General features: G+C 61.3%; 22 protein-coding genes. 8 read left to right on the top strand and 14 right to left on the bottom strand.

Annotation, left to right across the window (positions count from 1 at the left end; all coding sequences use genetic code 11):
• Positions 1 to 119 precede the first annotated feature (119 nt).
• Entirely contained in the window at positions 120 to 935 is an 816-nt protein-coding gene (locus tag QRN04_RS06285) for a hypothetical protein (RefSeq protein ID WP_243835338.1), read from the top strand.
• A gap of 90 nt (positions 936 to 1025) precedes the next feature.
• Here QRN04_RS06285 and QRN04_RS06280 read toward each other — a convergent pair whose 3' ends face one another.
• Together QRN04_RS06280 and QRN04_RS06275 are read right to left on the bottom strand one after the other, a co-directional pair.
• Positions 1026 to 1727 carry a DUF6308 family protein gene (locus tag QRN04_RS06280; protein WP_284975255.1) on the bottom strand — a complete coding sequence of 234 codons (702 nt, stop codon included), beginning with the start codon at positions 1725 to 1727 and terminating at the stop codon, positions 1026 to 1028.
• Positions 1728 to 1792: 65 nt separating this feature from the next.
• Positions 1793 to 2584 carry a DUF6994 family protein gene (locus tag QRN04_RS06275; protein ID WP_284975254.1) on the bottom strand — a complete coding sequence of 264 codons (792 nt, stop codon included), beginning with the start codon at positions 2582 to 2584 and terminating at the stop codon, positions 1793 to 1795.
• Positions 2585 to 2842: 258 nt separating this feature from the next.
• On the opposite strand from QRN04_RS06275, the gene QRN04_RS06270 reads away from it, so the two are divergent.
• Positions 2843 to 3142: a DUF4193 domain-containing protein gene (locus QRN04_RS06270; protein WP_133830806.1), complete on the top strand. Its 300-nt coding sequence runs from the start codon at positions 2843 to 2845 to the stop codon at positions 3140 to 3142.
• Complete coding sequence (locus QRN04_RS06265; protein WP_133830807.1) at positions 3114 to 3530, top strand: hypothetical protein; 417 nt, start codon at positions 3114 to 3116, stop codon at positions 3528 to 3530. Before QRN04_RS06270 ends, QRN04_RS06265 begins: the two co-directional genes overlap by 29 nt.
• Before the next feature lie 75 nt (positions 3531 to 3605).
• Here the strand turns inward: QRN04_RS06265 and QRN04_RS06260 are convergent, their stop codons facing one another.
• The 3 genes from QRN04_RS06260 to QRN04_RS06250 all read right to left on the bottom strand — a co-directional run bounded on the left by QRN04_RS06260 (position 3606) and on the right by QRN04_RS06250 (position 5584).
• On the bottom strand, positions 3606 to 4262 hold the full coding sequence (locus QRN04_RS06260) for a uracil-DNA glycosylase (protein ID WP_133830808.1): 657 nt from the start codon (positions 4260 to 4262) through the stop codon (positions 3606 to 3608).
• 188 nt (positions 4263 to 4450) lie between these two features.
• The gene (locus QRN04_RS06255) at positions 4451 to 4744 is read right to left on the bottom strand and encodes a hypothetical protein (protein ID WP_284975253.1); all 294 of its coding nucleotides are present in this window, start codon (positions 4742 to 4744) and stop codon (positions 4451 to 4453) included.
• A gap of 354 nt (positions 4745 to 5098) precedes the next feature.
• Positions 5099 to 5584: a hypothetical protein gene (locus tag QRN04_RS06250; RefSeq protein ID WP_133830809.1), complete on the bottom strand. Its 486-nt coding sequence runs from the start codon at positions 5582 to 5584 to the stop codon at positions 5099 to 5101.
• Positions 5585 to 5763: 179 nt separating this feature from the next.
• Here QRN04_RS06250 and QRN04_RS06245 point away from each other — a divergent pair, with 179 nt between their 5' ends.
• On the top strand, positions 5764 to 9018 hold the full coding sequence (locus QRN04_RS06245) for a glycosyltransferase family protein (protein WP_284975252.1): 3255 nt from the start codon (positions 5764 to 5766) through the stop codon (positions 9016 to 9018).
• A gap of 53 nt (positions 9019 to 9071) precedes the next feature.
• Here the strand turns inward: QRN04_RS06245 and QRN04_RS06240 are convergent, their stop codons facing one another.
• From QRN04_RS06240 to QRN04_RS06215, 6 genes are all read right to left on the bottom strand, one after another.
• Entirely contained in the window at positions 9072 to 12179 is a 3108-nt protein-coding gene (locus QRN04_RS06240; RefSeq protein WP_284975251.1) for a hypothetical protein, read from the bottom strand.
• A 55-nt stretch (positions 12180 to 12234) separates the two neighbouring features.
• On the bottom strand, positions 12235 to 12762 hold the full coding sequence (locus tag QRN04_RS06235; RefSeq protein WP_133831051.1) for a hypothetical protein: 528 nt from the start codon (positions 12760 to 12762) through the stop codon (positions 12235 to 12237).
• Between the two features lie 307 nt (positions 12763 to 13069).
• Positions 13070 to 13888, bottom strand: a complete 819-nt coding sequence (locus QRN04_RS06230; RefSeq protein WP_243835341.1) for a nuclease-related domain-containing protein — start codon at positions 13886 to 13888, stop codon at positions 13070 to 13072.
• 199 nt (positions 13889 to 14087) lie between these two features.
• Positions 14088 to 14282 (bottom strand): hypothetical protein, encoded by a 195-nt coding sequence (locus QRN04_RS06225; protein WP_133830812.1) that lies wholly within the window; start codon positions 14280 to 14282, stop codon positions 14088 to 14090.
• A gap of 481 nt (positions 14283 to 14763) precedes the next feature.
• A complete protein-coding gene (locus QRN04_RS06220) occupies positions 14764 to 14880 on the bottom strand; it encodes an SHOCT domain-containing protein (protein ID WP_267217940.1) in 117 nt (38 codons plus the stop codon).
• A 457-nt stretch (positions 14881 to 15337) separates the two neighbouring features.
• Positions 15338 to 16249 (bottom strand): hypothetical protein, encoded by a 912-nt coding sequence (locus QRN04_RS06215; RefSeq protein ID WP_133830813.1) that lies wholly within the window; start codon positions 16247 to 16249, stop codon positions 15338 to 15340.
• A 182-nt stretch (positions 16250 to 16431) separates the two neighbouring features.
• Here QRN04_RS06215 and QRN04_RS06210 point away from each other — a divergent pair, with 182 nt between their 5' ends.
• Positions 16432 to 17379 (top strand): hypothetical protein, encoded by a 948-nt coding sequence (locus QRN04_RS06210; RefSeq protein ID WP_133830814.1) that lies wholly within the window; start codon positions 16432 to 16434, stop codon positions 17377 to 17379.
• Positions 17380 to 17699: 320 nt separating this feature from the next.
• Here the strand turns inward: QRN04_RS06210 and QRN04_RS06205 are convergent, their stop codons facing one another.
• Together QRN04_RS06205 and QRN04_RS06200 are read right to left on the bottom strand one after the other, a co-directional pair.
• Entirely contained in the window at positions 17700 to 19751 is a 2052-nt protein-coding gene (locus QRN04_RS06205) for an ATP-binding protein (RefSeq protein ID WP_284975250.1), read from the bottom strand.
• A gap of 216 nt (positions 19752 to 19967) precedes the next feature.
• Entirely contained in the window at positions 19968 to 20225 is a 258-nt protein-coding gene (locus QRN04_RS06200) for a zinc finger domain-containing protein (protein WP_284975304.1), read from the bottom strand.
• Positions 20226 to 20606: 381 nt separating this feature from the next.
• Between QRN04_RS06200 and QRN04_RS06195 the strand changes: the two genes are divergently transcribed.
• From QRN04_RS06195 to QRN04_RS06185, 3 genes are all read left to right on the top strand, one after another.
• The gene (locus QRN04_RS06195) at positions 20607 to 21323 is read left to right on the top strand and encodes an adenylate/guanylate cyclase domain-containing protein (RefSeq protein WP_133830815.1); all 717 of its coding nucleotides are present in this window, start codon (positions 20607 to 20609) and stop codon (positions 21321 to 21323) included.
• A gap of 89 nt (positions 21324 to 21412) precedes the next feature.
• On the top strand, positions 21413 to 22135 hold the full coding sequence (locus QRN04_RS06190) for an adenylate/guanylate cyclase domain-containing protein (RefSeq protein ID WP_133830816.1): 723 nt from the start codon (positions 21413 to 21415) through the stop codon (positions 22133 to 22135).
• Entirely contained in the window at positions 22135 to 22686 is a 552-nt protein-coding gene (locus tag QRN04_RS06185; protein ID WP_133830817.1) for a Pycsar system effector family protein, read from the top strand. Before QRN04_RS06190 ends, QRN04_RS06185 begins: the two co-directional genes overlap by 1 nt.
• A 668-nt stretch (positions 22687 to 23354) precedes the next feature.
• On the opposite strand, the gene QRN04_RS06180 is transcribed toward QRN04_RS06185, so the two are convergent.
• Positions 23355 to 24230 carry a DUF5677 domain-containing protein gene (locus tag QRN04_RS06180; RefSeq protein WP_284975249.1) on the bottom strand — a complete coding sequence of 292 codons (876 nt, stop codon included), beginning with the start codon at positions 24228 to 24230 and terminating at the stop codon, positions 23355 to 23357.
• Positions 24231 to 24257 lie beyond the last annotated feature (27 nt).

The raw sequence follows: 24257 nt of genomic DNA, 5'->3' as shown, positions 1-24257 counted from the left end.
TGCTGATCCGCAGGTACTGGACTCGGCGGGCTTGCCCGTCAACCCTTCGATGGCATGGTGGAGGTGGACCTCCCCATCATGGAAGGATATGGCAGAGGTCTTGGGAGAAGGAACGGGTTGTGAGCACCACACACGAAGAAGTGAAAGCCGACCACGGGGCGAAAACGAAACGGCCGCTCGTCCGCGTTGAGCCGCAAAGCCACCGTGACGACGGGTCGCCCATCGCAGGTGAAGGTCAGGCGTATGTGACCCGGTCGGGCAAGCTGTTCCACACTCAATGGTGTGGGATCATGGACGGCCACTGGCGCGCCACCAATGGAGGCATCTACTTGACCATGCTTGCGGATGTGGGCCTGCGGGGACGTTGCCCGCAATGCGACCAGGACCCTGCAGAGAAGAAGCGCTCCAAATTGGAGCGTGCGGAGAAGCGGGCAGAGAGGCTGCGACTCAAAGAAGAAGCGAAAGCTGAGCACCGGGCAAAGGAACGGCCGCTCGTTCGCGTTGAGCCGCAAAGCCACCGTGACGACGGGTCACCTGTGGCAGGTTACGGACAGGTGTACGTCACACGAACCGGGAAACTGTTCCACACTCAGTGGTGCTCGATCATGGATGGTCAGTGGCGATCCGGCCAAAGAGGCATCTATGTGACCATGATGGCTGATGTGGGCCCGAGGGGACGCTGCACGCAATGCGACAGGCACCCTGAAGTGATGAAGCGCTCCAAATTCGAGCAGGCAGAATTGCGGCGACTCAACCAGGAACTGGATCAACTGGGCAGGACCATAGCGCGAACCCTCGTGGTGAAGGGACCGGAGGGGGTCAACACATTGGGCCCTCAAGTGATCCGGTTCAGGGAAACCGAGGCAGAGCTGACTGCATTGTCCGGTCGCGTCGGGGGCTCGTTTCCGTACTCATACGAAGCTCCGAACTCGTAGCTATTCCTTCATCGGACGACATCGGCCGGCTGCGAAGCTGGCGCGGGCGGTTTCGAGATTCGACCAAGTTTGTCGTGGCTTCGCTGTGCTTCAGCCGGCGATTCCGAGTTTGCCGGCTCGCCCGCCCTTGATGCCATGGTCCTTGCCGTAGCGCCACAGGATGGCGTCCATGATGCGCAGTTCGGAAATGGGTGTGTGGACCGTAGAAAGCTTGTGAATGCGCCCCAATCGTCCAGCAAGGTCGGGGTCTTTCATGAAGAGATTGTGCCAATTCAGCCATTGGCCTTCAGAGGTGTCTTTGCCCACGACTGCCCCAATTACTTTGTCCCAGATGGGGATGAGATGCGGTCGCTTCCTCGCCATGATCTTGCTGGCTGTGGTGGCCCCGACATCCCAGCGCGTTTTGGGTGTGCGTCTCAGCTCCTGCCAGAGCAGCCATGAGGGGCTGCCCTCCCCGAGAGTGGCTTCCGCTTCCGCGACCGTGAGGTCGCTCATCTTCACGTCGGTGGGTATATCAGCCAGGAGATCCTGTATTTTCCCCGCCAACAGCTCCTCCTGCAGTCCGATGATGGCCTGGGCCGGCACTTTGACGCTGAGCATGGACACGGCGACAGCGTCGCTGTCGGTGATCCTGTCCCTCACCTGCGGGTTGTCGCCGCGGTTCGCCCATTCATCAAAGTAACTGCCGGTACTGAGCAGCCCCGTCTTTCTGGACGGTTCAAGGTAGTAGCGCCGGAGCAGTTCGGCTGCGGCTTCGACGTTCTCTTCTTTCAGGATGGCTGGTAGTTCCATGAATCCCCCTATGGCTTCAATCCGCGGACTATGACCCTGACTGACCCTGCGACGTCGCTGGGTAGTCAGTCTGTATGGCGAACCTCAATCCCGGGGTGGTTCTCCATGACCCAAGCGGCCATCCGACGGTTCCGTGCCGCGATGAACTCCAGCGTGGCCTCCCGGTACGTTACGTACTCGTCTTTTGTGGCCGGCATCCCGGAACGCTTGAAGTTGTCGAAGGGAAGGTAGAACCGAACCTCTTCGTAGTCGGGCGTCACGAGGTCTTGAAAGTGGAAGAAGTCCACGAACTCCTTGAATCCGTCGAAGAACGCAAAGAAGTCCGCGTACGCGTTGATGACATTGGCCAGTGGGCTCTCCGGTTCTCCTGCGTAATGACGCCGGATGCACTCCAGGGTCAGATCCATCCGGTCGGCGATGAGCGACCTGAGCCCCCTCGCCTGGTTCATCGTGGGTCGGTCCTTCTTCCTGACGGGCCAGATCATCGCACTGCCGATGGTGTACGGCGGCTTCAGGTAGCGGGCCCGCTGCTCCTCATTCAGCGAGGCGATGGCGTTCGCCAGAGACGCCGTACGTGCCCGGCCGGTGTAGGAGTGGGTGATGGCGTCACTGCCGTACCAATGCATCGCTCTGGAGGGGTCGGTGAAGATGAGGTAGCCGTCCGTACGCTTCGGCGGCGCGGTCGGTTCGAACAGGACGCCGGAGTTCAGCGTCTTGGTCCACAGCAGCTCGTGGTCCGCCCGGAGATTCGGACTGCCACTGTCCGGGTCAGTCCCTGGAGGGGTGTCGGTCATGTAGTTGAACGAAGTATCGAAGACGCGCGGCTGTTGCTGCTGCGGGTATTCCGGATCACTCAAGGTTCCCCCAAAGACCAGAGTTATAAGACGAACGAACCGGTGGTTGGGTCCGCAAATGTCGCGGCCATCGGCTCTGTCCCAGACTAGGTGTCACTTCCTGATATTGAAACCCCACGTGTGCGACTGACTCTCGGCAATGCTCATGTTCCCTGGGGTTCTGATTGTGTGCCCATGCAGCCGCTTTTTTATGGAATTCTTCCCGTGTCCTGTACGTTGCAGGATCGGTAATCCCCATCAACAGAGAAGAGATGCACCTCCGTGGCAACCGATTACGATGAACTGCGCACCGACGTCAAGGAATCCCAGGAAAACTCCCTGGAGGCCCTGAAGTCCGCCAAAGCCCCGGATGCGAAATCCGTGGTTCAGGAGCTCGACGAGGCTGACGCCCTGGACGGCCTGACCCCTGGCGGGGAGTTCATTGCCGAAGAGCTGGTCGTCCAGGTCATCCCGCAGGCTGACGATGAGTTCACCTGCTGGTCCTGCTTCCTGGTCCGCCACCGTTCGCAGAAGGCCCGCGAGAAGGACGGCCATGCCTACTGCGTCGAATGCGAAGGCTGAGCGGTTTTGGCCGGCTGTTCCGGAGCATATCTGGAACAGCATCCGCGAAGAATTCACCCTGCCGACAGCGGCAGACCTGGAGACGCATTTCCAATCCCTCGGCGACCCGGAGGCCATGCGCCGGGCAGTTCGGGTATTCATCGGCGAGGGAACCTTCTGCCCGGGCTTCCAGCTCAAAGATGGGCTTTTCCACGAACCTGTGCTGCGTCTCTTTGATCAGGCGATGATCCTGAAGATTCCTCATAACGTGTTCGCCGCCTGGATGGTCAGCCCGCTGCCGGCAGAAACCCGTTCCCGGCCAGTGGACATACTGGGCAGCATGACGCTGCTCCAGAGCTCCTTGGTCGCCTTTGGTGACAGGTACCGGCCGGCCGAAAAGCGCAACTAGCGGCTTGGCTCTGCCGTATCCGAAGTCAGATGGCTTCGTGGAGGGCATGGATAAATGGCTGCACATGTACCCGACCTAGCGGGCATCCTGCCCGCGGTCCAGAATCTGACGAACCTCGCGAAAAGCTTCGAAACGGCGGTTGGCACGGGCTTCCCGAACTGTCGGATCAGGGTCTCTGAGTGCCGTCCTGCCGGGGTGGTAGGTTTCCACTGCTGCATATCGGGCAGCGACACGGGGGTGTTTGCGGGCGAACCGCTTCCACAGGGTCTGCGCTTCGCCGCCTTGGAGGAGTACAACTTCGAGCTTTGGCATCAAGTCGATCAACCGGGCCAAAGGGTTCAGCCCTTCCGTGATCTGCGGGCTCCTCAGACCGCTGGACTGATCGTGGCGGTACCACGGGTAGGCGTTCCAAGGGGTCAGGTCAGCAGGCGTCAGGTCCACCGAGGCGAGCAGTTGGCATTGGAGGGCTGCGGAATCGTCGTCGTTCTCCACGCACAGCATTCCGGAGCCCATGGTCTCGTGGGTCATCGGCCCGGGATCACGCAAAATGCTCAGGATCCGGGCCTCCGAGCCCCCATGAAGAGGCGCGACGTACGGCACCCACCCCCGGCCGGTCGAAGGCTCAGGCTCCCGGAGGGACTCGACCAGCTGGTTCACTGCAGTGACGTGTGGAAGGTGCACACCGGCGAACTGCTCAGCTTTGAAGGCCGCGTCCCTCATCTGTTTGACCATCCTTGGATACTAGCCGCCGTCCAGCCCCATCCCGGTCCGTGGCATTGTCGTGTTTCCGCCCTCACGGGACCGCTAGGACAAGCCACCCGGAACGGACGCTGCACCAGTGAGATACTTAGGGGCATCCAGGAAGCCGCCTACGAAGCGACAAGATCTTAGTGTTCCGGCTAGCCGCCAAATGTAGAAAGTCAGGCCTGCAAGGGTTCGTCGCAGGCTTTGCAGGCCTTCCGGCCGCCAACACCGGTCTCCTCGACGACCAGAAGCCGTTTCGGGTTTTCGTCCCAGACATTGCCCACTGAGTTACACCAGGCCGGGTGATAGACCTTTCCCGAGCTCACCGCGTAAACCTGGCCCGGGCCTACCCTGGGTGAACCATCGCTACGGCGCGACGCTGGTTCAACCGCGTGCAGCTCCCCCAATTCCTTGGACTCCTGCTTGGCTTTTGCTGCCGCCCGCCAGGCACGGCGTGGACGTGGTGTCATCTATTGATCAGTTTCTGTCGGGGCCGAATTGTCGTGTCATCAGCGCGTCCTTGTAGTGCGACTCCGCTGAATCCACTTTCGTGGAAGGTGTGCTGGGTCCGAAAACGCTCAAAGGTTGAAGACAAAGTGCCGGGCGTGGTCTGTCTTTGTAGTCTCTCCGGCTGCATTGTCGTAGGCAAGTTCGCGGAGAGCGACGTTTCCGCCGTGACCATCGCCAGCGTAGCTCGTCCACCGACCGAGGACACGCTCAGCCCCGTCCGCCTTCCCGATGTATTGCTTACCGTTGGTGGAGTCGGTGATGAGAGAGCAGCATCGGCCTGGTGCGGAGCAATCATGGAAGATCAACGGCACACCTCAACCCTTCATGCCAGCCAGTGCCTCGTAAGCCGACCGAAACTTCGCCGTCACGTCGATCCCACTGCGGCGCGCCCGAACCATCGGAAGTCTCGGACCACGGGCGTGAGGGCTGACGAGATTCCGGAGCTCTTCGCCCGTAAACTCCAGCGCCCAATCCAACGCGTTCGTTTCCCGGTCGAATCTAATGCACAGAGCCAGATCGATGTCGAGCGAGTCGAACTGGAACATGCGGTCCACTCCCCTCGGCAACGTACGCGTCTTCACCTGGATCTTGCGATCCAGCGCGTCAGTTAGGTCGTATCCCTTCGTCCCAGGGGGCGCAAGGACGCCACCGTAGACCGCCAGCGCCAGAGCTTCGCCGACCTCACCTTGAATACTGCCGGATGTGCGGGAGACACCGCGGCGAATAATCTCCTGTCCGATGCGCGATTGCAGTTGGAGCAGCTCAGAAAGAGTAAGTGCGCTCAAGTCAGGAATCGTCACGGGATCATCATAGATTCATGGGTAGATCAGCATCGCGGTGAATCGGCGAAGTCGGTGCTCGGACGACGCAAGACTTCGGCAGCCTGATCTTCTCGTGTCGTAGGGCCCACGTACGCTAAGGGCATGAACCAACGGCCAAGTTTCTTAGAGCGTGACCAGAGTTGAGCCTCACTGACTGTTTGAAGGATTCCGGCTCACCGGTGCGGGCCTACCTTGAGCGGGTCTCACCGCGCCTTGAAGCTTCGGCCGGCAACACCGCGGGCGCGCGGATTGCTGCCGGCGAACTCGGACTCACCGCGCTCGTTGACGCTGAAGTCGTTATCCCGCGGGCGGCCGGGGTTGATGGCACACTTTCAGGCACGGCTTTCGATTTCCGTGCACGGATCGAACTCGGTGGTTTCGATCCGCGGGCATCAGCCGCCGCGGCAGGCGTAGCCCGGGCAGCCGAATACACTGCCTGGGTCGAGAACGGTCACCATCGGGTGTCAGTTCTCGCTGAGTCATTCGACGTCGCGCAGGCATTGCTGCACCATCCGGCGAATGACACTGATCTTGATCGGGCCTCAGTCCTTCTTGCCCATTGCGAGCGTGTCCTGCGGTCCGGGGCACGGGCGCTGAGCGGCAGAACCGGGAAGCTGCTGGACAATGCCAGCGACGGACCCTCTTTCGCGGACCAGATCAGCCCGATGATGGTGGCCGACATCGGCTCTCTCGTCGAGGCCGGCCGGATGCAGCTCGAGGAATGGTGCGGCGAGATCGCAGACGGAACAGATTTTGCGTCGAACCCCGGGTTCGCGGGGTCGGAGCTCGTGGGCGGCGCGGACGCTGATTGGATCATCGGCGACACTCTGATCGACTGCAAGGTGTACAACCGGCTCAGCGTGTCCGAGCTACGCGGCTTCCTGTTGCAGCTCCTCGGGTACGTCATGCTCGACCTCGACGACCGTCTCGGCATCCGCCAGGTCGGGATCTGGCTTCCGCGCCAGGGTCTGATGCCGACGTGGAGCCTCACGCGGCTGCTTTCCGGGGACCCGGAGATGCTCCTCCCCTCCTTGCGGGAAGGCTTTGTGCGCACCACCGGAAACCAGCAGATCGCGCTCAAGGAGCCAGTGCCCGAGCGCCACAAACACCAGATCCTCGCCGAGAATCGGCACACGCACTTTGAGAAGCTGGACAAACTGGCCCTGAGCGAGGACCCAAGCATCCGGAGCCGCGTCGGGCGCAACACTGTCACACCAGAGGCAACGGTGCGTGCGCTTGCCGCGGATCGCGCATGGAGTGTCCGCAAAGGCGTCGCGATGAACGAAGCGGCACCTGATGACATCCTGCTGACTCTTGCGCGCGACAAGAGCGTCGCGGTCCGCCGCGCTGTCGCCGCGAATCCACGTGCGAAGCATGAAGTCATCAAAGCCCTGGCGTCGGATCCGGACGCCAGCGTGCAGTGGACGGCGCGCTCGAACGACGGAGCGGTCGTCCTGTTGTCTCAGCCAGGAGCGCGCCCTTCTGGGATGCCCGCTCCGGCGGGCACCATCATGAGCATCGACAGGGCCCCTGTCAGCCCGACGTCGGACGCAACGTGGCTCTGCAACTTCATCATGATGATCAACGGCGCGTCAGCGATATGGGCAACTAGACTGCCGATTCCGGACGCGAGCTGGCGCTGGGGTATGCAGGCGAAACGCCGGCTTGAGGTGCCTGCATGGCTCCGGGCAGGACTGCCGAATGACATCGCATCGGATCTGATGAGCGCCGACCGTCCGGCGCAGCTGCGGAGAGCGGCAGCATGGCAACGACCTGTCGATCATCACGGAATACGTGACGCCCTGCTGCAGGATCCTGACCCCGCCATCCGCTGGCGCGCGCTCTGCCGGACGGTGCACAAGGTCGACGACCACCTCGCTTCCTTGCTTACTGAGCTCGGAACATCACGCGCTGCACGGCTGCAGTTCCGCACGCACGGATCCAGCGATTTCAATAACATGGATCGTCAGGATCGGGCACGATACAACGACGAGGTGCTGTCGGTTCTGGCCTCGCATCGTTCCACTCCCCCTGACGTGCTGGAGCAGCTGCTTGCCAGCACGTCGCCGACAATCCGTGCGCGACTGGTGGCGAACCCGTCCGTCGGCGCGGAGGACCGAGGCATACTCATCGAGAAGATGCTCAAGAGCCGGGATGCAGGTTCACGGGTGTTCCTTGCGGAGCTTGATGACCTCCCGCTCGGCGTGCTCATGCGGCTGGCCGCCGATGATGACTTCGATGTCCGTTGCGCCGTCGCACGGCATGAACGGCTCCCCCAGAGCGCTATGGTTGCTCTTGCTTCTGACCCGGAGTGGGAGGTGCGCCTTGAGGTTCTTCAGAACCCGAGCACGCCCACGGAGCTCATCGCTGATACGGCGACCTCGGTTTTGCACGACGCGCCGGACTGGCGTCTTCCTGGTGTGCTCGCCGCGGTTATCGATCTGGCGTCTTCGGAGGTACCGGGGGGCGTGATCGAGGAGGCTCTGGTCCGTCTGTCCAAGAGCCGTCATCGGGACCCCGATGTCCGCGACGTTGCAGCGAGTCACGAGCGAACACCGCCCGCTGTGCTGACCAGGCTCGCCCGCGTTGCGGACCGCTACATCCAGGCGGCCGTCGCGGCAAACCCACGCACGCCGGTCGACGCTCTGGAGAAGCTCTCGATGGACCCGGACGAGTACGTCCGAACACGGGTTTCAGGAAACGAATCGACTCTGCCAGCGACGATCATTGCACTATCGCATGATGCGTCGCCAAGGGTGCGTCAAGGCGTAGCGGACCGGGCCAATCTCCCTCTCGACGTGCTGGAGCGCCTGCTGAATGACGAATCACAAGAGGTGCGGGAAATTGCATTAGCGAATCCTGGAGCACGAGAGGTGTTCCACCGCCGGGGTGAATCGTTCGATGATGCCGTTGCCGAATTCAACCAGAAACAAGCCCCGACACCGACGAACCGCGCCATGCTCCTTGAAATGGCTGCGAACAGCCGGGCCCAAGTGCGGCTGCTGGTGGCCTTTGACCCGAACGCAGACGCGGACATCCTCTCCTTCCTCGGCGGAGAACGACGAAGCACACACGTGCGACGAGCCGTGGCTGCGAATCCTCACTCGCCGGCAAACCTGCTCGCTTCCCTCGCCGAAGACAGCGACGAGCTTGTTCTTCAGGCAGTCGCCTTCAACGGCGCTACGCCTGCCGGCGTACTTCTTGATCTGGCGGCACGCAGCGTCGACCTGGCATTGCTCGTTGCACTGAATCCTGACACGCCCGATGAGGTTCTGGACGTGCTGACGAACGATGCCGAGCCGCTGGTCCGGTTCGTGGCGAACGGCATGAGCACAAGGCGGCACGCGTCGATTTCTGCAGGCACATCACGAGCGTCGCTCCCAACAGTCGGCCACCCGCACAGCTGTCAGTAGCTGACGGGCTGAACAGGGTCTGGCCGGAACAGGAGACGCATGCGACAGGAAGATCAGCGCGGCGTCGTGAAGATTGGCTCATGTTCAACGTCGTCGTCCCAGTAGTTGAAGCGGTCGCCCAGGAGTCCGAGGAACGATCGTGGGTCCACACGGTTGAGGCGCACCTCCAGTCCCCACCGACGTACGGTCGTGAGCGCGGCGTTCGAGAGGTGAAACCACATCCTGTCTTCGGTGAAAATCTTCAGCGGCGGCTCCGGGTCCTCCTCCCGTTCCTCCTCCTGCGTGAGCAAACTGACTCGTTCGACGTCGGCCTTGGTAATCGAGGTTGTCATGTTCAGGCCGCGCTGCGCTGCGCGTCCATTGACCACAATGTTGACGACCGCGAGGAGAAGGTGCCAGTCCTTCCACCCTTCGGCACGCAGCGATGTCACAAGTTTGATGAAGTCCGTGTCCCCAGCAAGCCGCGGGAGCGTCAGCCGCACCGGTGGCAGCATTTTCTCGTATCGTGCGGCGATCGCATCAATGGACGCGGCACGGTCGTAGGCCGATGCATGTTCCGGAAGCTTCCTGCGCAGTCCGGTGGCGGGCTTTGGCGACCGCGGCCTGTCGGCTCCGATGAGACCCCCTGACAATCCGCTGATCCCGTCGTAGAACGAATCTTTGTGAACGTCGACGAGGTCGTCGTAGGGACGCACGCAGGTCAGCATGTGCGGAAGCCCGCGTTCGAAGGTCCGCTCCATCACGGCGATGAATGCCGGCTGCCCGAGGAGCGACTGGGTGACGATCGCCTGGAGCACAGCGGAGGTGACCTCGAGCTGGTCCGCTTCGGGTGCCAAGGCTCCCGAACGGGAGAGGATCACCCGATGCCCGACTGTGCCACGGTCGCGCTCCGACTCCGCGGTGAACACCGATCCGGGCTCCACGGGCCGGTCCGAGACTTCGACCTCGACGCGGATCTCACCTGGCACGAGAAGGAGGTCCTCGCCGGCGAGGTCAGCGAGGGTGATCTGCACAGCCGCCACGAATCTCTCGGCCGCGAGTACGTGGGCCCGCTCGTTCGGGGCGGTCACGACCCATACATTGCCGAGCGCGGCCCAGCTGTACTCGCGCACCGGGCCTGCATCGGAGAAGGGCCGCCCAAGGCCCCCGCGGTCCGCCGCGTCTGCGGTCTCATCCTCTCCGGGGGGCTCAATGTGCGCGACCGAGGCCAGCATCGGAGCGACGAGCTCATCGAGCTCGGTGGACTGGACCACGCGTTCGATGGCAGGCAACAGCCCGGGGCGAAGCGAAGACGCGGCCCGCAGGACGTGGCACTGGTCGATCAGCATGTCCATGAAATACGGATAGCGCTCGAAGCTCCACGGATCACCCGCCAGTTGCGCCTGCGCCCAGATCCCGATTTTGAACGTTTCGGTGGCGGTTAGCCACTGGCCGGCCTGGTGCTCGTACGTCGCAGTCAGGATGATGCCCCGGGCCACGAGGACGGCGAGATCGGGGCCGCCGCTCATTCTTGCGACCGATACCGCGCTCATCGCGTACTGCTTCGCGGCCAGCGGAAGTCCGAGGTCGCTGTATACGGCCGACGCGAGCAGCATCATGATGGCCGCGCCCTCGGCAGCGTCGCCGTTGAGCCAGCTGAACTTCGCGGAATGAATCTCACGAAGGGCGTCTAGGGCCCGGCCTCCTTGGAGCAGAGCCATGGCGCGGCTTTGTGCCCGATCTCCTGCCGAAGCCCGCCCCGAGCGCTCGATCGTTACATCGTCCAGCGCTTGGCGCACCTTGAGATAGTCAGGGTGGTCGATCAGGGCAGGCGATGTGAAATCGAAGATCGACATGAGTTCATCCAGGGGTACCATCGGAGCCTCCGGCAGGGTCTCCACGAGGTCGACCAAATGCCTCATGCCTGCTTCGAGGTCGCGCAGCTCCGCGTCGGACGGCACACCCGGAAGCCCGCGTCCTTCCCGCTTGGCGGCGCTCAGTTTCTGGTGGATCTCCGACATCAACGGACCAGGTCCGGAGACTTCGTCGAGCTCCTCCGGCGTGAAGCCCCGGGGACCGAGAGCGAGGATCGCACCGGCTGCCAGCAGGCCCGCCTTCGCATTCATCCCGGGCGCTGCACGCAGCTTGGCTTCAAGCACCCTCTCCAAGTCCTCGGTCCATGCCTCCGCTTCATCCGATGTGATGGTGGTCCCGCCTCGCGGCAACGTCGCCTGCACGAGGCGCAGCAGGGTGATGGCGTCGACCAGCACGCCGGAGTCGGATGCTTGGGAGGTTAGCCGCCCGAAGTAGCCGCGGAGGATCCCGTCGACCGGCTTCAGTGTGTTGAGCCCGAACCCGGTTGCGAGGACGATTTCGTAGTCGATGCGGTTGAGCACATCGTCTCTTCTATGTGCCTCATCTCTCAGTGCCCGCGCCGAAGCGAGCCAGTCGGGCAGGTCGGCACGCGCCTCCGGATTCAGGCTGGAGAACCGAAGGCCTTCCCGCAGGTCGACGAACTCCCCCATCGAGCCTGAGCGGGCTGAAGGTGTTCGCCAGCGATTGCGTTCCTCGATATACCAGTCAGGGAGCTCATCACGGGACTCTTCGCGCGCGGGCGCGAGGGAGGATGGCAGATGGAGGAAGTCGACGGCGAGGTAGAACAGGTCCGCACTGGCGATCTCGTTCGCGATCGCCTGCGCATCCCAGATCTGCAGTGCAATCGAATGCAGTTCGCGCGCGTGTGCCTGGAGCTCATGCCTCTTCGCCGTGTCGACAGGCGCGACGGTGAAATAGATGACACGGTCGACCGGCTCCCCCTTGCCGCAGATCTTCGCAAGATCAGACCGGATCTTGGACGGAACGTTCTCGCGCTGCGCAGTTACTGCGAGAACGACTGCATCCTCAGTGGCAAGAGCGGTGAAGAGTGACGTGTCCGGCAGCTCCTTGGCCACCATGCTCCAGAAGCTCTCGGCGTCACGTCCTCCGTCGCCGCCGGCTGAGACCGGGCCCGTCGCAGGCAAGACGTTACTGACGATGCGACGGCGGGTCAGACCGAGACACAGCTGCTCGAACGGGTGATGCGCGTTGGTCTCGCCAAGGGTCTCGAGGTAGAAGCGGATCATCGTGGCGAGCTGGGCTGGCGAGGTCATGGTGGAGGGCTTCCGGATAGGTGAGGACTTCATCGTGGCATCTCATGATGGGAATTGATCGCCACTCCAAGGGCAGTCGTCTGGCCGCTCATGCTCGTCGGCGGCCGACCCATGCCAGATGCCGGTCTGCCACCACACTCCCACACAGTCGACGGCCGCGCAGGATGCCCACACGGGTGCGCCCTTCGACAAGCTGAAGACTGAAATCTCCCGGGTTGACTAGGTCCCGGTCCAGCACGATCGGCCACCGCTTCCAGGTGCCGTGGACTTCCCAACAGAGCCCCACACCCATGTGTACGCCGTACCTGCGAACGGCGACCCAGTGGTCCGGATTCTCTGCGAAATCCTCTATGGCTCCTCGGTCGGACGGTCCTGTCGGCATCACCATGAAATCGTCGACGGGCAATACTTCGACCTGCCAATCGATCTGGGCGAGATCGACCTCCCCGTAGTCATTCAGGAACGAGACATTCTCGGCGTGGTCAAATACCCATTGCTCCAGAACATCATCCGGCCAACCAAGCTGGTGGACCCTCTCCAGCTGCCGGAACTCGGCGAATCCGTACCCGCTCTCACGGCATTGCCGGGCGAGCTGAGAGAAATCACCTAGGCGCATGCGGCGATCGTTCATATGGCTCCGTGCACATCAGGAGTCCAGCTGTGAACATCACCGCTCAGGGCATTCGCAGTGCCTCGGCTCATTTGGTGCAGCGCGGAGCGTTGTCCGTCGCCGACTATCGTCGTCATGTGGAGGTTCTCCTGGATCTTGAGTGCACGCTTCGAATGTGGTCAGCAATTGCTATAAAGATACTGTCCGGCACCGACACAGCATGCGAACCTTGGTGCTACCGACTCGGAGACCGCAACGCATGGCGTAGAAGGCGACAGCGGAAGATGCTCCGACGGCGAGGCGGCCACCTGACTCAAGCAGGCTTGAACCGGGAGGCAACCGTCTCACGCATCCTCGCCACGTCAACGTCGCCGGCGGGCTCTTCTACAAGCACTTTGGCCAGCCGTTTCGGCCAGAGTACATGAATGCCATGGGTCGAGAATGCGCCCCCGATCAAGGGCCAGTCGGCTTCAACAAAGCACAGCGCCCCGGTGACCGGAACATCCCCAATAAGGTCTCGCACGACGTCGATCTGTTTGAGCACCCCATCGACCAGCTTCGTGCAATCCCGTCGGCCGACGAGGAGTTTCTCGACGCGGGGGCGAAAGATGCCACCCTCGACCTTCAGTTCAGGCCGTCCCTTGTACCGTTTGGCGTCAATGACCCAGATTCCACTGGGAGTGATGGCTATGTGGTCGATGTTGGCCTTCGATCCGGGGATGCGTCGGTCGTGAAGGACGGCCAGGCCATCAGCGGCCAGGGCATCCAGCCGAGCGCCGAGGCGTTCCTCGCCAATCGCGCCTCGATCCCAGGACTTGGTGCTTTGGCGTTCGTCAGAGAGGGTGACTGCGATGCCGCCGAATGGACCCCACTTCTCGCGGAGCTTTTCCTCGTCTTTCGCTTTGCGACGCTCATACTCGCGTCGGGCTGACGAGCCAGCTACTCCGGATACAGCCGACAACGACACATCACCAAGTCGTTCCAGGTCGGGGGTTGTTTCCGGGGTCTCGGTGGCACACTCCAAGCATCGGACGGTCTTCGTCTCGCTCTCGTAGATCGCTTCCGTCCCGGCCGGAAGAGATGCACCGCACAGCCGACACGCTCCGGCGTACCGGAGCCTCATCTTCTTCATGAGGACACAGGGTGGAGCATCGACACGGACTCAATCTGCTTGTAGATCACGGCGGTTAAACCGCGGATACGTTTACCATGGCTCAATCCTCGCCCACCGCATGTCAATTCCCTGCAACCGTCCCAGGAGCTGAGTGAAAATGTCGACCGCCGGCCTTCCGGTGAGCTGTAGTGACCTACGATCGAACGCCCGTAGGTCACTATGTCGTCTGCTGGCTGTCTGTATCCGGGAATTCACGGAGTGTGGCCGCTATGGCCCTGACTGCCGCCGGGTCCTCGGTCCAGTGCCGGGCCGTACGTGTACAGGCGTGGAAGTTTGTCACTTTCGATGCCTTGGCGGCCTCAGTTAGTTCTGCCCACGCTTCCCGCAGTTCCGCTTGGAGCTCAGGTGACATGGGCGCGCCTGGGACAGGTCCTGCGGCCACGACTGGACCTATGGGTGCCGCGGTTGCGGCTTTTCGTTGAAAAAGACTTCTAAGACCCATTTCCGTGTTCCCCCTTTTCCCCTCTGCCCAGAGTATCAATGTCCCCTCAAAGCGTCCGGGACACTACGACCGAGCGCCCAGCCCCATGGCCGGGCAGATAGCAGCAGCCGAACAGACGCGTTATTCCCGTGCGGCGGGCGGCGTTTCCAACGCCGGAAACAACCCCGATCCATGCCCCGGACAAAGAGAAGAACGACAACTTGGAACTCGTTTGTTTCACCTCTTAGTCCAGTCGATGTTCCATGCGCGCTGCTGTAGCGTGGCGTGCTGAAGGCCTGCCGGTCCCCCATCGGTGGGCCTTCTTTTCCCTCACTGCGGGGCACGATGGGCGAATTCTTGGCCGAAGTTGCCCCTGAAGTGGCTAAGAGACTGACGAAGCAGCCGCTGGATGTCAGTCCGCAAGGGTACGGAGCTTGGCGGCGCTGAATTCCTCGTCAGAGAGTGCACCCTTCGCATGGAGTTCTGCAAGGAGAGCCAGTTCTGCCGCTAAGGACCTTCTGCCCCGCATTTTGCCAAACAACCTCCGATGCCCGCCCGTGCGGGCTCGGGCTGCCGCTGGTTCCTGCGCCTGCCGTCGTGATGAACCTTTGATGGCAAGTGCGATGAGTAGGGTTATCGCGAGGACGCCTAGCGCGATTCCCAAGGGGGCTCGGAACGGCTCTGTTGCGTTTGCCACGACGGCCATAACCACCGCAGCAACTGCACACGTCCCAGCTATCCGAAGCCACCCTCGGCTGAGGCTGAACGCAAATATGTATTGACCTGGTTCGGTCGGTACTGCATGTTGGTTCATCTGCCGAGGATAGCCCTACGAATACTCATAGAACATCCCCTGATGTGAACGCGATGAACTGCCGAACGCTGAACTCGTCATAGGCGTCCTTGGTCCGCTTCCCGTTCCCATCGGGGGTGTAGTTCTTGCGACCCTTCCCAAAATACGAAGTCAAGATCGCGTCGTTGTGAATTCAAGCGTTGCCTGGGTTGTCGAGTTGCTTGCGCAGCCGCTGGACTTCAGCCTCCGCCGCGGCGAGTCGAGCCTCGATCTTCTCCCGATCGAGGTTCGTCGACGGACGCGGTGCCGGCGTCGTCCTCGTAACGAGCCAGCCGATCCGCTGATAGCCAGTGATCCGCCGCACCTGCGTACACGTGAAGCAGTCCCTCTCGGGCTCGGGGCGCGGCCAGCGCAGATCGATCATCTTCCGGATGTGGTCTCGCTCGACACCCTTTTCAGGCCATCCAGGGTTATCCGCTGCCGCCCAGCTTTCCTCGAAATCACGGCGGATTTCCACGATGCGCTCCTCGGACACCAGCTTGGGCCCGTCCTCGGGCTTCCAATCCACATCAGTGCAGACTTGCTCATAGTGCCCGCAGGAGAGCCTGACCCGCCAGAACGCCGACGTGTGTGGCTTGGGTTTCCGGATCTTCGCCCAGTCCTCGGCGTCCATCCAGTCGTATTCCGGCTCCACAGGGTCCGCCGGGAACTCCGTGACCTTGCGATCGACCCACTCGACGATGTCCCGATACGGCTTCTGAGCAGGTCCGTGGTCAGTCGTACACCAGAACTCCCCGGAGGGAAGCCTGCACTGACTGATGAGGTCGGGGAAGCGGCGATCGTCCGGATACTTGTCCTCTCCGTGCGTGTTGACCTCGTGCTTACATCCGCACTCCAACTCGACGCGCCAGCGAAACATGTTCTTGGCTTCCGGGACGAAGAGCGGCCAGAATACCGGGTCGTAATGCTGACGCAACTGGGCGACACCCTCCTCGAACTCCCGGAGGGCCTCCTTCTGAGGCCGCGCCCGCCCAGGTACTCGCTTCAGCAGTCTTGCGGATTCACGTGTCTGGTCATCGACCGGGGCAGTGTCGGCGGCGCTCACTATTCAATGCTCGTCCACAGCGTCACCCAAGTCTAGGAACAAGCCGGACATCATCCCGAAAACGTAGCTTTGAACAAAAGCCCGGTCCTGCGCAGTTCCAGCTGATGGTTTCTCGTTCGGCTAATTGTTGGCACCAATCTGCTAGGAGACAGCAGCCTGGTGTGGACGGATAATGAGCGGCTATGGAACCAAATGCTGAGGTTTCCCGTAGTCCCTGCCCGGGGGAAGAGTGGGCCTACAGGCAGCGTGACAATGCGCCGTCCGAGCGGGTGCACATCGTGGCGGTGCATCAGGAGGGTCGAAGATTCCGGGTCGACATCCGTCACATGCACGGCCATCCACCGGGCAGGGAGGAGAACGTCCCTCGCTCGCGGCTCAAGGTACCGTGGGAAGACGTAGTCCCGTACGATGCCGCAATGGATGGCTGGAGGCGGCTCAAGGCCGAGGCCATCGACGAACATGAGGCGTCGGCCCTTTGGGCGGCCCTTGAGCTGGTTGTACCTTCGGAGGTCGCCGAGCTGTCTGTCGCTTCAAGCGACGATTCGTTGACGGTCCACGATCACGTCGCCTTCGAAGCGCTCACCGGACAGACCGTGGCTGCCTTCCAAGCCCGATTTTCCTGGCTGGTTCACGACGGCGAGGTGTTCCTATCGCCGCGTGCGGCGCTGGCTGTCGTGGAGCTGGCCTGTCGCAGGAACCCGGCCCCGGTCCTGGACCTCGTCATGGCCCAGGAAGCGGTGGCTCGAGAAAAATCCAAACGGGGCGGAACAATTGAAAACTGGGAAACCCGGGAACCGTTAACGACTTCTGCCGAGTTTGAATACGACTATTACCTGCGCCGCCAAAAGCCCGTTCATGAGATCCTCCGCCAATGGTGCGGTTACGGCTCGGTGACGGCCCATGAACGGCTCTTGGCTGCAGAAGCGGAAGTCAATCGCCTCGACGTCCTCCTGACATGGGCTGTGGACCACATCCGCAGGACTGACAAGGGCACCGCAGAAATGATCGAGAGGGAGCACGAGGAGGACCGCATCACCCCTTACACCATCCGCCCGGTTCCCCAACGTCCGCTGAAACCGCACGAAATCCCGCGGATAGAAGTACCCACCCGCCGCGGCTGGTACCGCTGACACCTACCCACCGGCTCAAGACCTCAGGTCCAACGCCTCCGCGACATAAGCCACCTCTCGCACACTTTCACGCATACTCGGTTAAAGACATACCCCCGGCACTGGAGCGTTGTCTGGGAGAGCTTCTCCAGTTTCGCCGGATTGCGGAGCAGGATCTCCGCCGGACGCCAGGGGTCGAACTTGCCGTCCAACGCCTCCAGCCTGACGATCAGCCGATCGGGACCTCCATCACTTGACTAGCTCTGGCACACCTCCCCGAAGGTCCCACAACATCGGACATGCAGCCGTGCTACGCGGAGGAGCATGTCGCTGATCGTCGCCTAGCTCGACGGCAGGCCGAGCCTATCGAAGAACGCCCTGTTCCGCTCTGTGGCCGCATTGACGAGACCGTCGAAGCTGATGACTTCGACGTAGGCCTTGTAGGGCTCGATGTAGCCGAAGTACCCGAGCCCGTCATGTGTTTTGGTCAGGGTCGACAGCTTGCACATGCGCTCCATCGTCGGCGTCAGGTCGGCGATGACATAGCAGAAAGCCGGCGGCTCCTGCGCGCTCGACGGGATCGGTCGCCCAGTTGCAGTCGCCGCCTTGCCCTCACGGACGCGCGCGACGTAGTCGAGGCACTGTGCGATGGGGTTCTTATCCTCCGCCGTCGCATCATTGCGCATGGGACGCTTGAGCTCGACGACGACGATCGACTGCAGCGGCAGCTTCTGTCCTTCGGACGCGAGCACGGGCAAGTCCGGCTCGAGCACGCGGGTTGCCAGAATGTCTGGTCTGTTCGTCGAGGCATCGTCCGTGACGGGCATATTCTTGAACGTCTTGTCGGACGCGAGGTAGTCGTGGAAGACGAGCCGCTCGTCGAGGATCCACAAGTTTGACGCGTCGACCCCGACCTCGTTCGAGTCCTGCCGCATCGGGAAGAGCAGCTCATGGATACGGTCCTCGCGGGCGTACTTGCCGTTGCCGTCCGACTCGATGAGTTTCGCGAGGATGTCGAGGGTCGTTCGTCGTCGGGCGACGTAGTTCGCCAGGTCGGACTGGTTGAAATCCTTCACTGTCACGAGGTACTTGGCGAGGCGCTCGTCGTAATCTTCGGGCTTGTCTCCGCTCGAATCCGCGAATACGGCCTGGCCCTCTGCCAGTAAATCGGTTTCGATCCTCTGGGCATGCTTGTGCAGCTCCATTTCGAGGTCGGAGTCCTTCATCGACGGGTCCACGACGATCCCGGCTGATTCGATGCGCTTGATGAGCGGGCGGTACTTCGGCCCCTTGGTGCTCACGTATTGGTGGATCCGCTCCTTGCTCGCGACCCGCGCCGATGCCAGCGGCTCGGTCAGCGCCTTCGAGACCTCCTGCAGGACGCCTGTACGGATGTCGTCGAGCGTCGGCTCGTCGATCAGGGCGTCGCCCGCCATGCGCTCCGGCAGGTCGAAGTCCGTGCGGTCGGCCCTGACGTGGTCGTTGAGGTAGGTCGAGGACAGGTAGCAGACGTAGGTGAACTCGGTTGAGGTGCCGTCTTTCATGCGCGCGTAGAGGCCCGGCAGCTTCCCCGCGATGCTCTCGTCTTTGACGACCCGGTTCGCGGCGCACCAGTGCAGGCGCGGCGTCGCGTTGCGGGCCGAGGTCTTGAGGCGCAGGTTGAGCATCTCGAACGTCTGGCCCTTGACCTCGAACGACGCTGCAGTCTCGGAGTGCCCGAGCTCTTCGACAAAGTCCTTGAGCGAGAACGTCTCATCGTCGTCAGACACGAACACGTCGGGAGCGCCGCCGTCGCGGAGGAAGTACCAGATACAGTGCTCGAAGATTTCGCGCGCGATGGCCTCAACCGTCTTCGCCGCGCTCTGCTGGTACGGCTTCTTGAAGCCCTCCAGACACACAGAGCTGCCGGCATCGGTCAGTCCGTCGGGCGCGTCGTCGCGCACGACGTCCTGACTGACCGAGAACCTGAACTGACGTCCCGCAAGGGTCCCACCCTCGTAATAGGCGCTGCGCACCTCGACGCGATCGAACGCCACCAGCCAGAGCAGCCGGCCCACGCCGCGGCAACCCATACCGGCCTTGTAGTCGCTGTCGAGCGTCTCGAAGGACGTCATGTTGTCGGGCGTGAACCCGATGCCGTTGTCCTCGACGCTGAAACCGGTGATGATCTTGAGCGGTGCGCGGCCGGGAGAGCCCGCGCTAAGGTCGAACGCGCCCTGCCGCTCCCGGTGAATCCGGACGGTGAGACGCCCTCGGCCAGCGGCATCGTCTGGGAACCGCGCGTCGATCGCCTGGATGCCGTTGACGACCGCCTCGTGCAGCGGGAGCAGCGCATGGGTTTTCGGCAGTGTCGTGTTCCGCACCCGCCCTGCCAGCGACGTCTTCAGCGCCATGGTACCTCCTCCATTCGTTCGATGTTATGGACATTAGCCGCGACCACTGACGTTGAAACTGATCATGCCTCGTTCCAGTCTGACTCAACCACTCGGCCGGCAAAACATGAATGTCAATGGGAAGAGCAGTCGAGCACGGCCACGTCCGGATCCCCAACGTGACGGTCGCGCGCCCTTGGATCACCATATGCTCATCGGCCTCCGCTGACGCTCAAGCTAGCGATTTTGCTGGCAAACCGGGCAAAAGTGGCTGGAGCGATTCATGAACTTTTCGCGTACGATCGGCGTTTCGCATCGCTTGCAGGCGTGCCCAGCGAGCCAATAGACACTTAGACTTCCGGAAAACCAAACCCAACTTCCCACGTTAAGTGGGCAGCGCTGGAGCGATGAGCACCACGTGCGAGTGGAGGAAATTCCTGTCGTTACAGTGAACACATCACGCGAATACTTAAGGACATGTCCCCGGGGGTCCATGTGAAGGGTAGGTTTTACGCTCACTTAGCGAGGAGAAAAGATCCCTGCGAAATCAGCACAAACAGGCCCATCCCAGTGCGATCACCACATACATACTGGTTGGCGAGCTCGGTTCCCGCGATTGGAAAACTGAGGCGATGTCAGATATCTCGTCCCCTCCCCTGTCACGCACAGCAGGCTCGGCGGATATGGCCGGGCCTTTGGCTCGAGCTGTCCGTGGGAAGCCCGGCCATGTTCGAGCGCGCTGTGGCTTTCATCGAGGGCATGGGCTGGTCGCTGGTCGCTGGAAGCCCTCGGCCCCGGCGGCTGGACACAAGGCCCAAAGAACATGACAGTTAGTAGGCTGTTAAAGCTTTCGCTCGCTACGTTGAAATGGGGATCATGACTCGCAAGGATGACTACAGCACAGCGGTAGACTCCCTCCTCAAGACCAAGCTGGACACAAGGCGGGGCCAAGTGGTGCCGACCTCAGATTCAATAAATCTGAACAACGGGGGTGTCTGGCTGAAAGCGGTTTATCTTTACACAGACATGGAAGACTCTTCCGGTTTGGCCAAGAATCACTCCGCTACGACGGCCGCTCAGATCGTGCGTGCTTTCTTGGCTGCTGTCACGCGAGTAATTCGTGACAACAAAGGTGAGATCCGAAGCTACGACGGAGACCGCGTAATGGCCATTTTCATCGGAGACAACGCCCCGACTGTGGCTGCAAGGACGGCCCTGGAAATCAAATGGGCAGTGGACGAGATAGTCAGGCCCAGCCTGGCATACCGCCTCAGCGAGTACCTCAAATCAAGTTGGGTGCTAAGCAGCAGGACCGGAATCGATCTTGGAGATGCGCTCGTTGTGCGTGCTGGCGTTCGCAACAGTAACGACCTGGTTTCCATCGGGGACGCTCCGAACATAGCCGCGAAGCTAAGTGACCTGCACGGAGCACGCACGACCATCACTGACCGGATGTGGAAAGAGATGGCCTATTCAACGTGTTATAGCAGCGGGGAGGGGAATGCTATGTGGAGTCTGGCGTACCCGAAAGATATCGGTGGTGGCCGCGTAGAAGAGATCAGAACGTCTAACTACGGCCTCAAGATTCTCTGACCGCCCGGGAATGAATCAAAGTCGCCGGTTAGTGTCAGCCCCTCCCCATAGGCTTGGATCCATTACTAGATAGCGAAGCAAGGAGAAGCATGACGCTGAGATCAGCCGTCGAGGATGACATCGTGAAGACGGTCAACACGAGTCTCACGACGACAGTGAGGAATGACGGTGTTATTGAATCCGTTCCTGATCCAGCCAAGATGGGGTACTCACAGGGTGTGTATCTGCCATCAACTTACCTCTACGCTGACATGGCGGATTCATCCGGGCTCGTCGCCATCGCTCCCCCCGACACAGTAGCCAGGGTCATGAAAGCCTACTTATCTGTGAGTACGCGGATCATCCGCGCCAACAACGGCCACATCCGCAGCTTTGATGGAGATCGGGTCATGGGGATCTTTGCTGGCACGGACAGGAACACAAGAGCGGCCAAGTCAGCTCTGCAGATCAAGTGGGCTATGAACAATCTGGTGCAGCCCGCTATAGCGAGCCAGTTTGGATCTATCAAGAAGAATGGTTGGCAGCTCAAGCACGCATGCGGAATAGCAAGCGGCAAGTCTCTCCTCGTCCGAGCAGGGTTCAGGGGCAGTGACGACATGATTTCCGTGGGGACAGCCCCAAACCTTGCGGCGAAACTGAGCGACATACGGCAGGACCACTTCACCACATTCATCGGCAAGGGCGCATATGACGGCCTGAATGACTCCGCCAAACTGAGCAAAGGAGTCAATATGTGGCACGGCCCGTTCAGCTACGCGATGGGTGGCAAGACCTACTCCTATTACAAATCCTCGTATCGCTGGTCGGTCTGATGCGTCGGGGCAAAAATGCAGAAGCCGGATCAGGCAAAAGCGACAAGGATGCGCTGGATACTGCCTGGCGTATCCACGGCGCTCTCGTCGACTGGACTGGAAAGGTTGACGCGAAGGCCTCCTTCGCGTTTGCACTCGAATCAGCCGGCCTAGCGATGTTAGTTACCCTCTCGGGTAAGGACCGTCTGTTCAACCGCCTCGAAGGCCCGGTCCAAGAGATCACATACTACGGAGCTGGAATTGCCCTGATACTGGCGGCCGGTTGCGCAATGTGGGTGGTTATCCCCCGGTTGCGTATGTGGCACGTTAAGAAGGAGTGGAGAGACAACTTTATCTACTTCGGACACCTGAAGTTCTGGCCTCTGGAACAACTGCCGGCCAAGATCAAAGACGCCGATATGCTGCCAATCCTATCCAATCAGATGGTCCGCATGAGCAAGATTGCCTGGACGAAGCACCTCCTCGTGAAGTCATCCCTGATACTCGCCTCTGTCGCAGGGGGAGGGCTGATCACGTGCGCGGCCTTGGTGAGGCTCGGTCTCACACCATAGTGGAGCTCCGGATGTCGTACCGGGCTTTCATGCTTGAGCAGTGAAAAAATTTGATGAAGGCTGCCGCCGATCATCTTCCGGATGTGGTCGCGCTCGGGGCCCTCGTGTGGCCAGCCAGTGTTCCCCTGGGTCGCCCAACTCTCCTCGAAATCACGGCGGATCTCCGCGACGCGCTCCTCGGACAACAACTTGGGCTCATCTCAGGCTTCCAATCCACGTCAGTGCAGACTTGCTGATGGTGCCCGCAGTCGAGCTTGACCTTCCAGAAAGCAGACGAGTGTGGCCGGGGTTTTCGGATCTTCGCCCAGGTCTCTGCGTCCATCCAGTCGTAGTCAGGTTCCTCAGCATCGGGCTGGGAACTCCGTGATTTTCCTGTCAACCCACTCGACGATGTCGCGGTAGGGCATCTGGGTAGGTCGGACGGGCACCAATACTCGCCGGCGGGAAGTCGGCATCGGGTGATGGGGTCGAGGTGGCTGCGATCGTCCGGGAACTCGTCCTCCCCGTGCGTGAAGACCTCGTGAGTGCAGCCGCACTCCAGCCGGACGCGCCAGCGGAGCATGTTCTTGGCCTCGGGGACGAAGAGCGGCCAGAACACACGCTCGTACTGCTGACATATCCCCCACGCTCCTTAACGATGCGCACTTGGGGGATTTTTTACCTCGAATCTAGTCTCCGCTCTCGGATACGGATACCTGGTCGAGACCGCTGGCGTTTATGTTTACCTGGGCGACTGGACCCCATACGGATGCACCATGCTCACCACCCCGAAGCTCGGAGGGAAGAACCCGATGGAACCAGCCATTGGCCATCTCGGGAACAATCGGTTCGATGCAAGGCAAGTACATTCGCAGCTCAACAAACAGTGCGACACCCATCCGAACGCACTCTTGGATATTGGCCTCATCGTCGGCCATGACCTCTTCCACCCAACCAGGTCCGGAGCTCCGCAGGATCGCATCGACCAGGGCTCCCGGAGTCGCATGCGCGTGCTCGGACCATGCGCTATAGAGAAGCTTGTACTGGTGCTGGCGCATCTTCAACGGCGACTTCTCGCACATTTCCCAGATTTTCCGCGATGCCCAGCTGGTGATGAAATCACCCTTCTTATTCCGGAACTCATCGAATTCAGAAGTCTCTAGGTACTTCTCCAAGGCATCAAGCTTCGCAAGGTTAACTGGGTGTCCGGCTTGTGCGTCGTATCTCATCTCGTCGCGACGGGCTTCGAGCTTCTCCAGGACACCGAACTTCACATACCGCCGCATGGCCTCGCCGCGGTCCTCCTGATGGTGGAGGTATTCGATGTTCACGACCAGCTCGAACAGCTGGCGCAGCACGCCTTGTGCCAGCTCCCAATGCCCGTTCTCAACCAAGATACGGATGCCCTTAAGCGCGTTGATGCCGCGAGTGAGGATCGCCGCGTCGAAGTCGTACTCGCGGGACGGGTGATCCGGCCAGCTGTGCCGTGCGGCAGTGTGTGCTTCGTCATCGATGTCGCCAAGAACGGCAACTATCCTTTTCGTCTCAGGTGAACTGGCGACCACCTTTACGTCGGATTGGATCCCATTGGC

Origin of the sequence: Arthrobacter sp. efr-133-TYG-104 (assembly GCF_030208915.1) — a bacterium.
GTDB lineage: Bacteria > Actinomycetota > Actinomycetes > Actinomycetales > Micrococcaceae > Arthrobacter.
This window is presented reverse-complemented; position numbering and strand designations above follow the sequence as displayed.

Coding starts and splice junctions, on each gene's coding strand:
- QRN04_RS06280 (WP_284975255.1), bottom strand. CDS start 1,727: ATGGAACTACCAGCCATCCTGAAAGAAGAGAACGTCGAAGCCGCAGCC.
- QRN04_RS06265 (WP_133830807.1), top strand. CDS start 3,114: ATGCCTACTGCGTCGAATGCGAAGGCTGAGCGGTTTTGGCCGGCTGTT.
- QRN04_RS06260 (WP_133830808.1), bottom strand. CDS start 4,262: ATGGTCAAACAGATGAGGGACGCGGCCTTCAAAGCTGAGCAGTTCGCC.
- QRN04_RS06255 (WP_284975253.1), bottom strand. CDS start 4,744: ATGACACCACGTCCACGCCGTGCCTGGCGGGCGGCAGCAAAAGCCAAG.
- QRN04_RS06240 (WP_284975251.1), bottom strand. CDS start 12,179: ATGAAGTCCTCACCTATCCGGAAGCCCTCCACCATGACCTCGCCAGCC.
- QRN04_RS06235 (WP_133831051.1), bottom strand. CDS start 12,762: ATGCGCCTAGGTGATTTCTCTCAGCTCGCCCGGCAATGCCGTGAGAGC.
- QRN04_RS06230 (WP_243835341.1), bottom strand. CDS start 13,888: ATGAAGAAGATGAGGCTCCGGTACGCCGGAGCGTGTCGGCTGTGCGGT.
- QRN04_RS06225 (WP_133830812.1), bottom strand. CDS start 14,282: ATGTCACCTGAGCTCCAAGCGGAACTGCGGGAAGCGTGGGCAGAACTA.
- QRN04_RS06220 (WP_267217940.1), bottom strand. CDS start 14,880: ATGCGGGGCAGAAGGTCCTTAGCGGCAGAACTGGCTCTCCTTGCAGAA.
- QRN04_RS06210 (WP_133830814.1), top strand. CDS start 16,432: ATGGAACCAAATGCTGAGGTTTCCCGTAGTCCCTGCCCGGGGGAAGAG.
- QRN04_RS06205 (WP_284975250.1), bottom strand. CDS start 19,751: ATGGCGCTGAAGACGTCGCTGGCAGGGCGGGTGCGGAACACGACACTG.
- QRN04_RS06200 (WP_284975304.1), bottom strand. CDS start 20,225: ATGGACCCCCGGGGACATGTCCTTAAGTATTCGCGTGATGTGTTCACT.
- QRN04_RS06195 (WP_133830815.1), top strand. CDS start 20,607: ATGACTCGCAAGGATGACTACAGCACAGCGGTAGACTCCCTCCTCAAG.
- QRN04_RS06190 (WP_133830816.1), top strand. CDS start 21,413: ATGACGCTGAGATCAGCCGTCGAGGATGACATCGTGAAGACGGTCAAC.
- QRN04_RS06185 (WP_133830817.1), top strand. CDS start 22,135: ATGCGTCGGGGCAAAAATGCAGAAGCCGGATCAGGCAAAAGCGACAAG.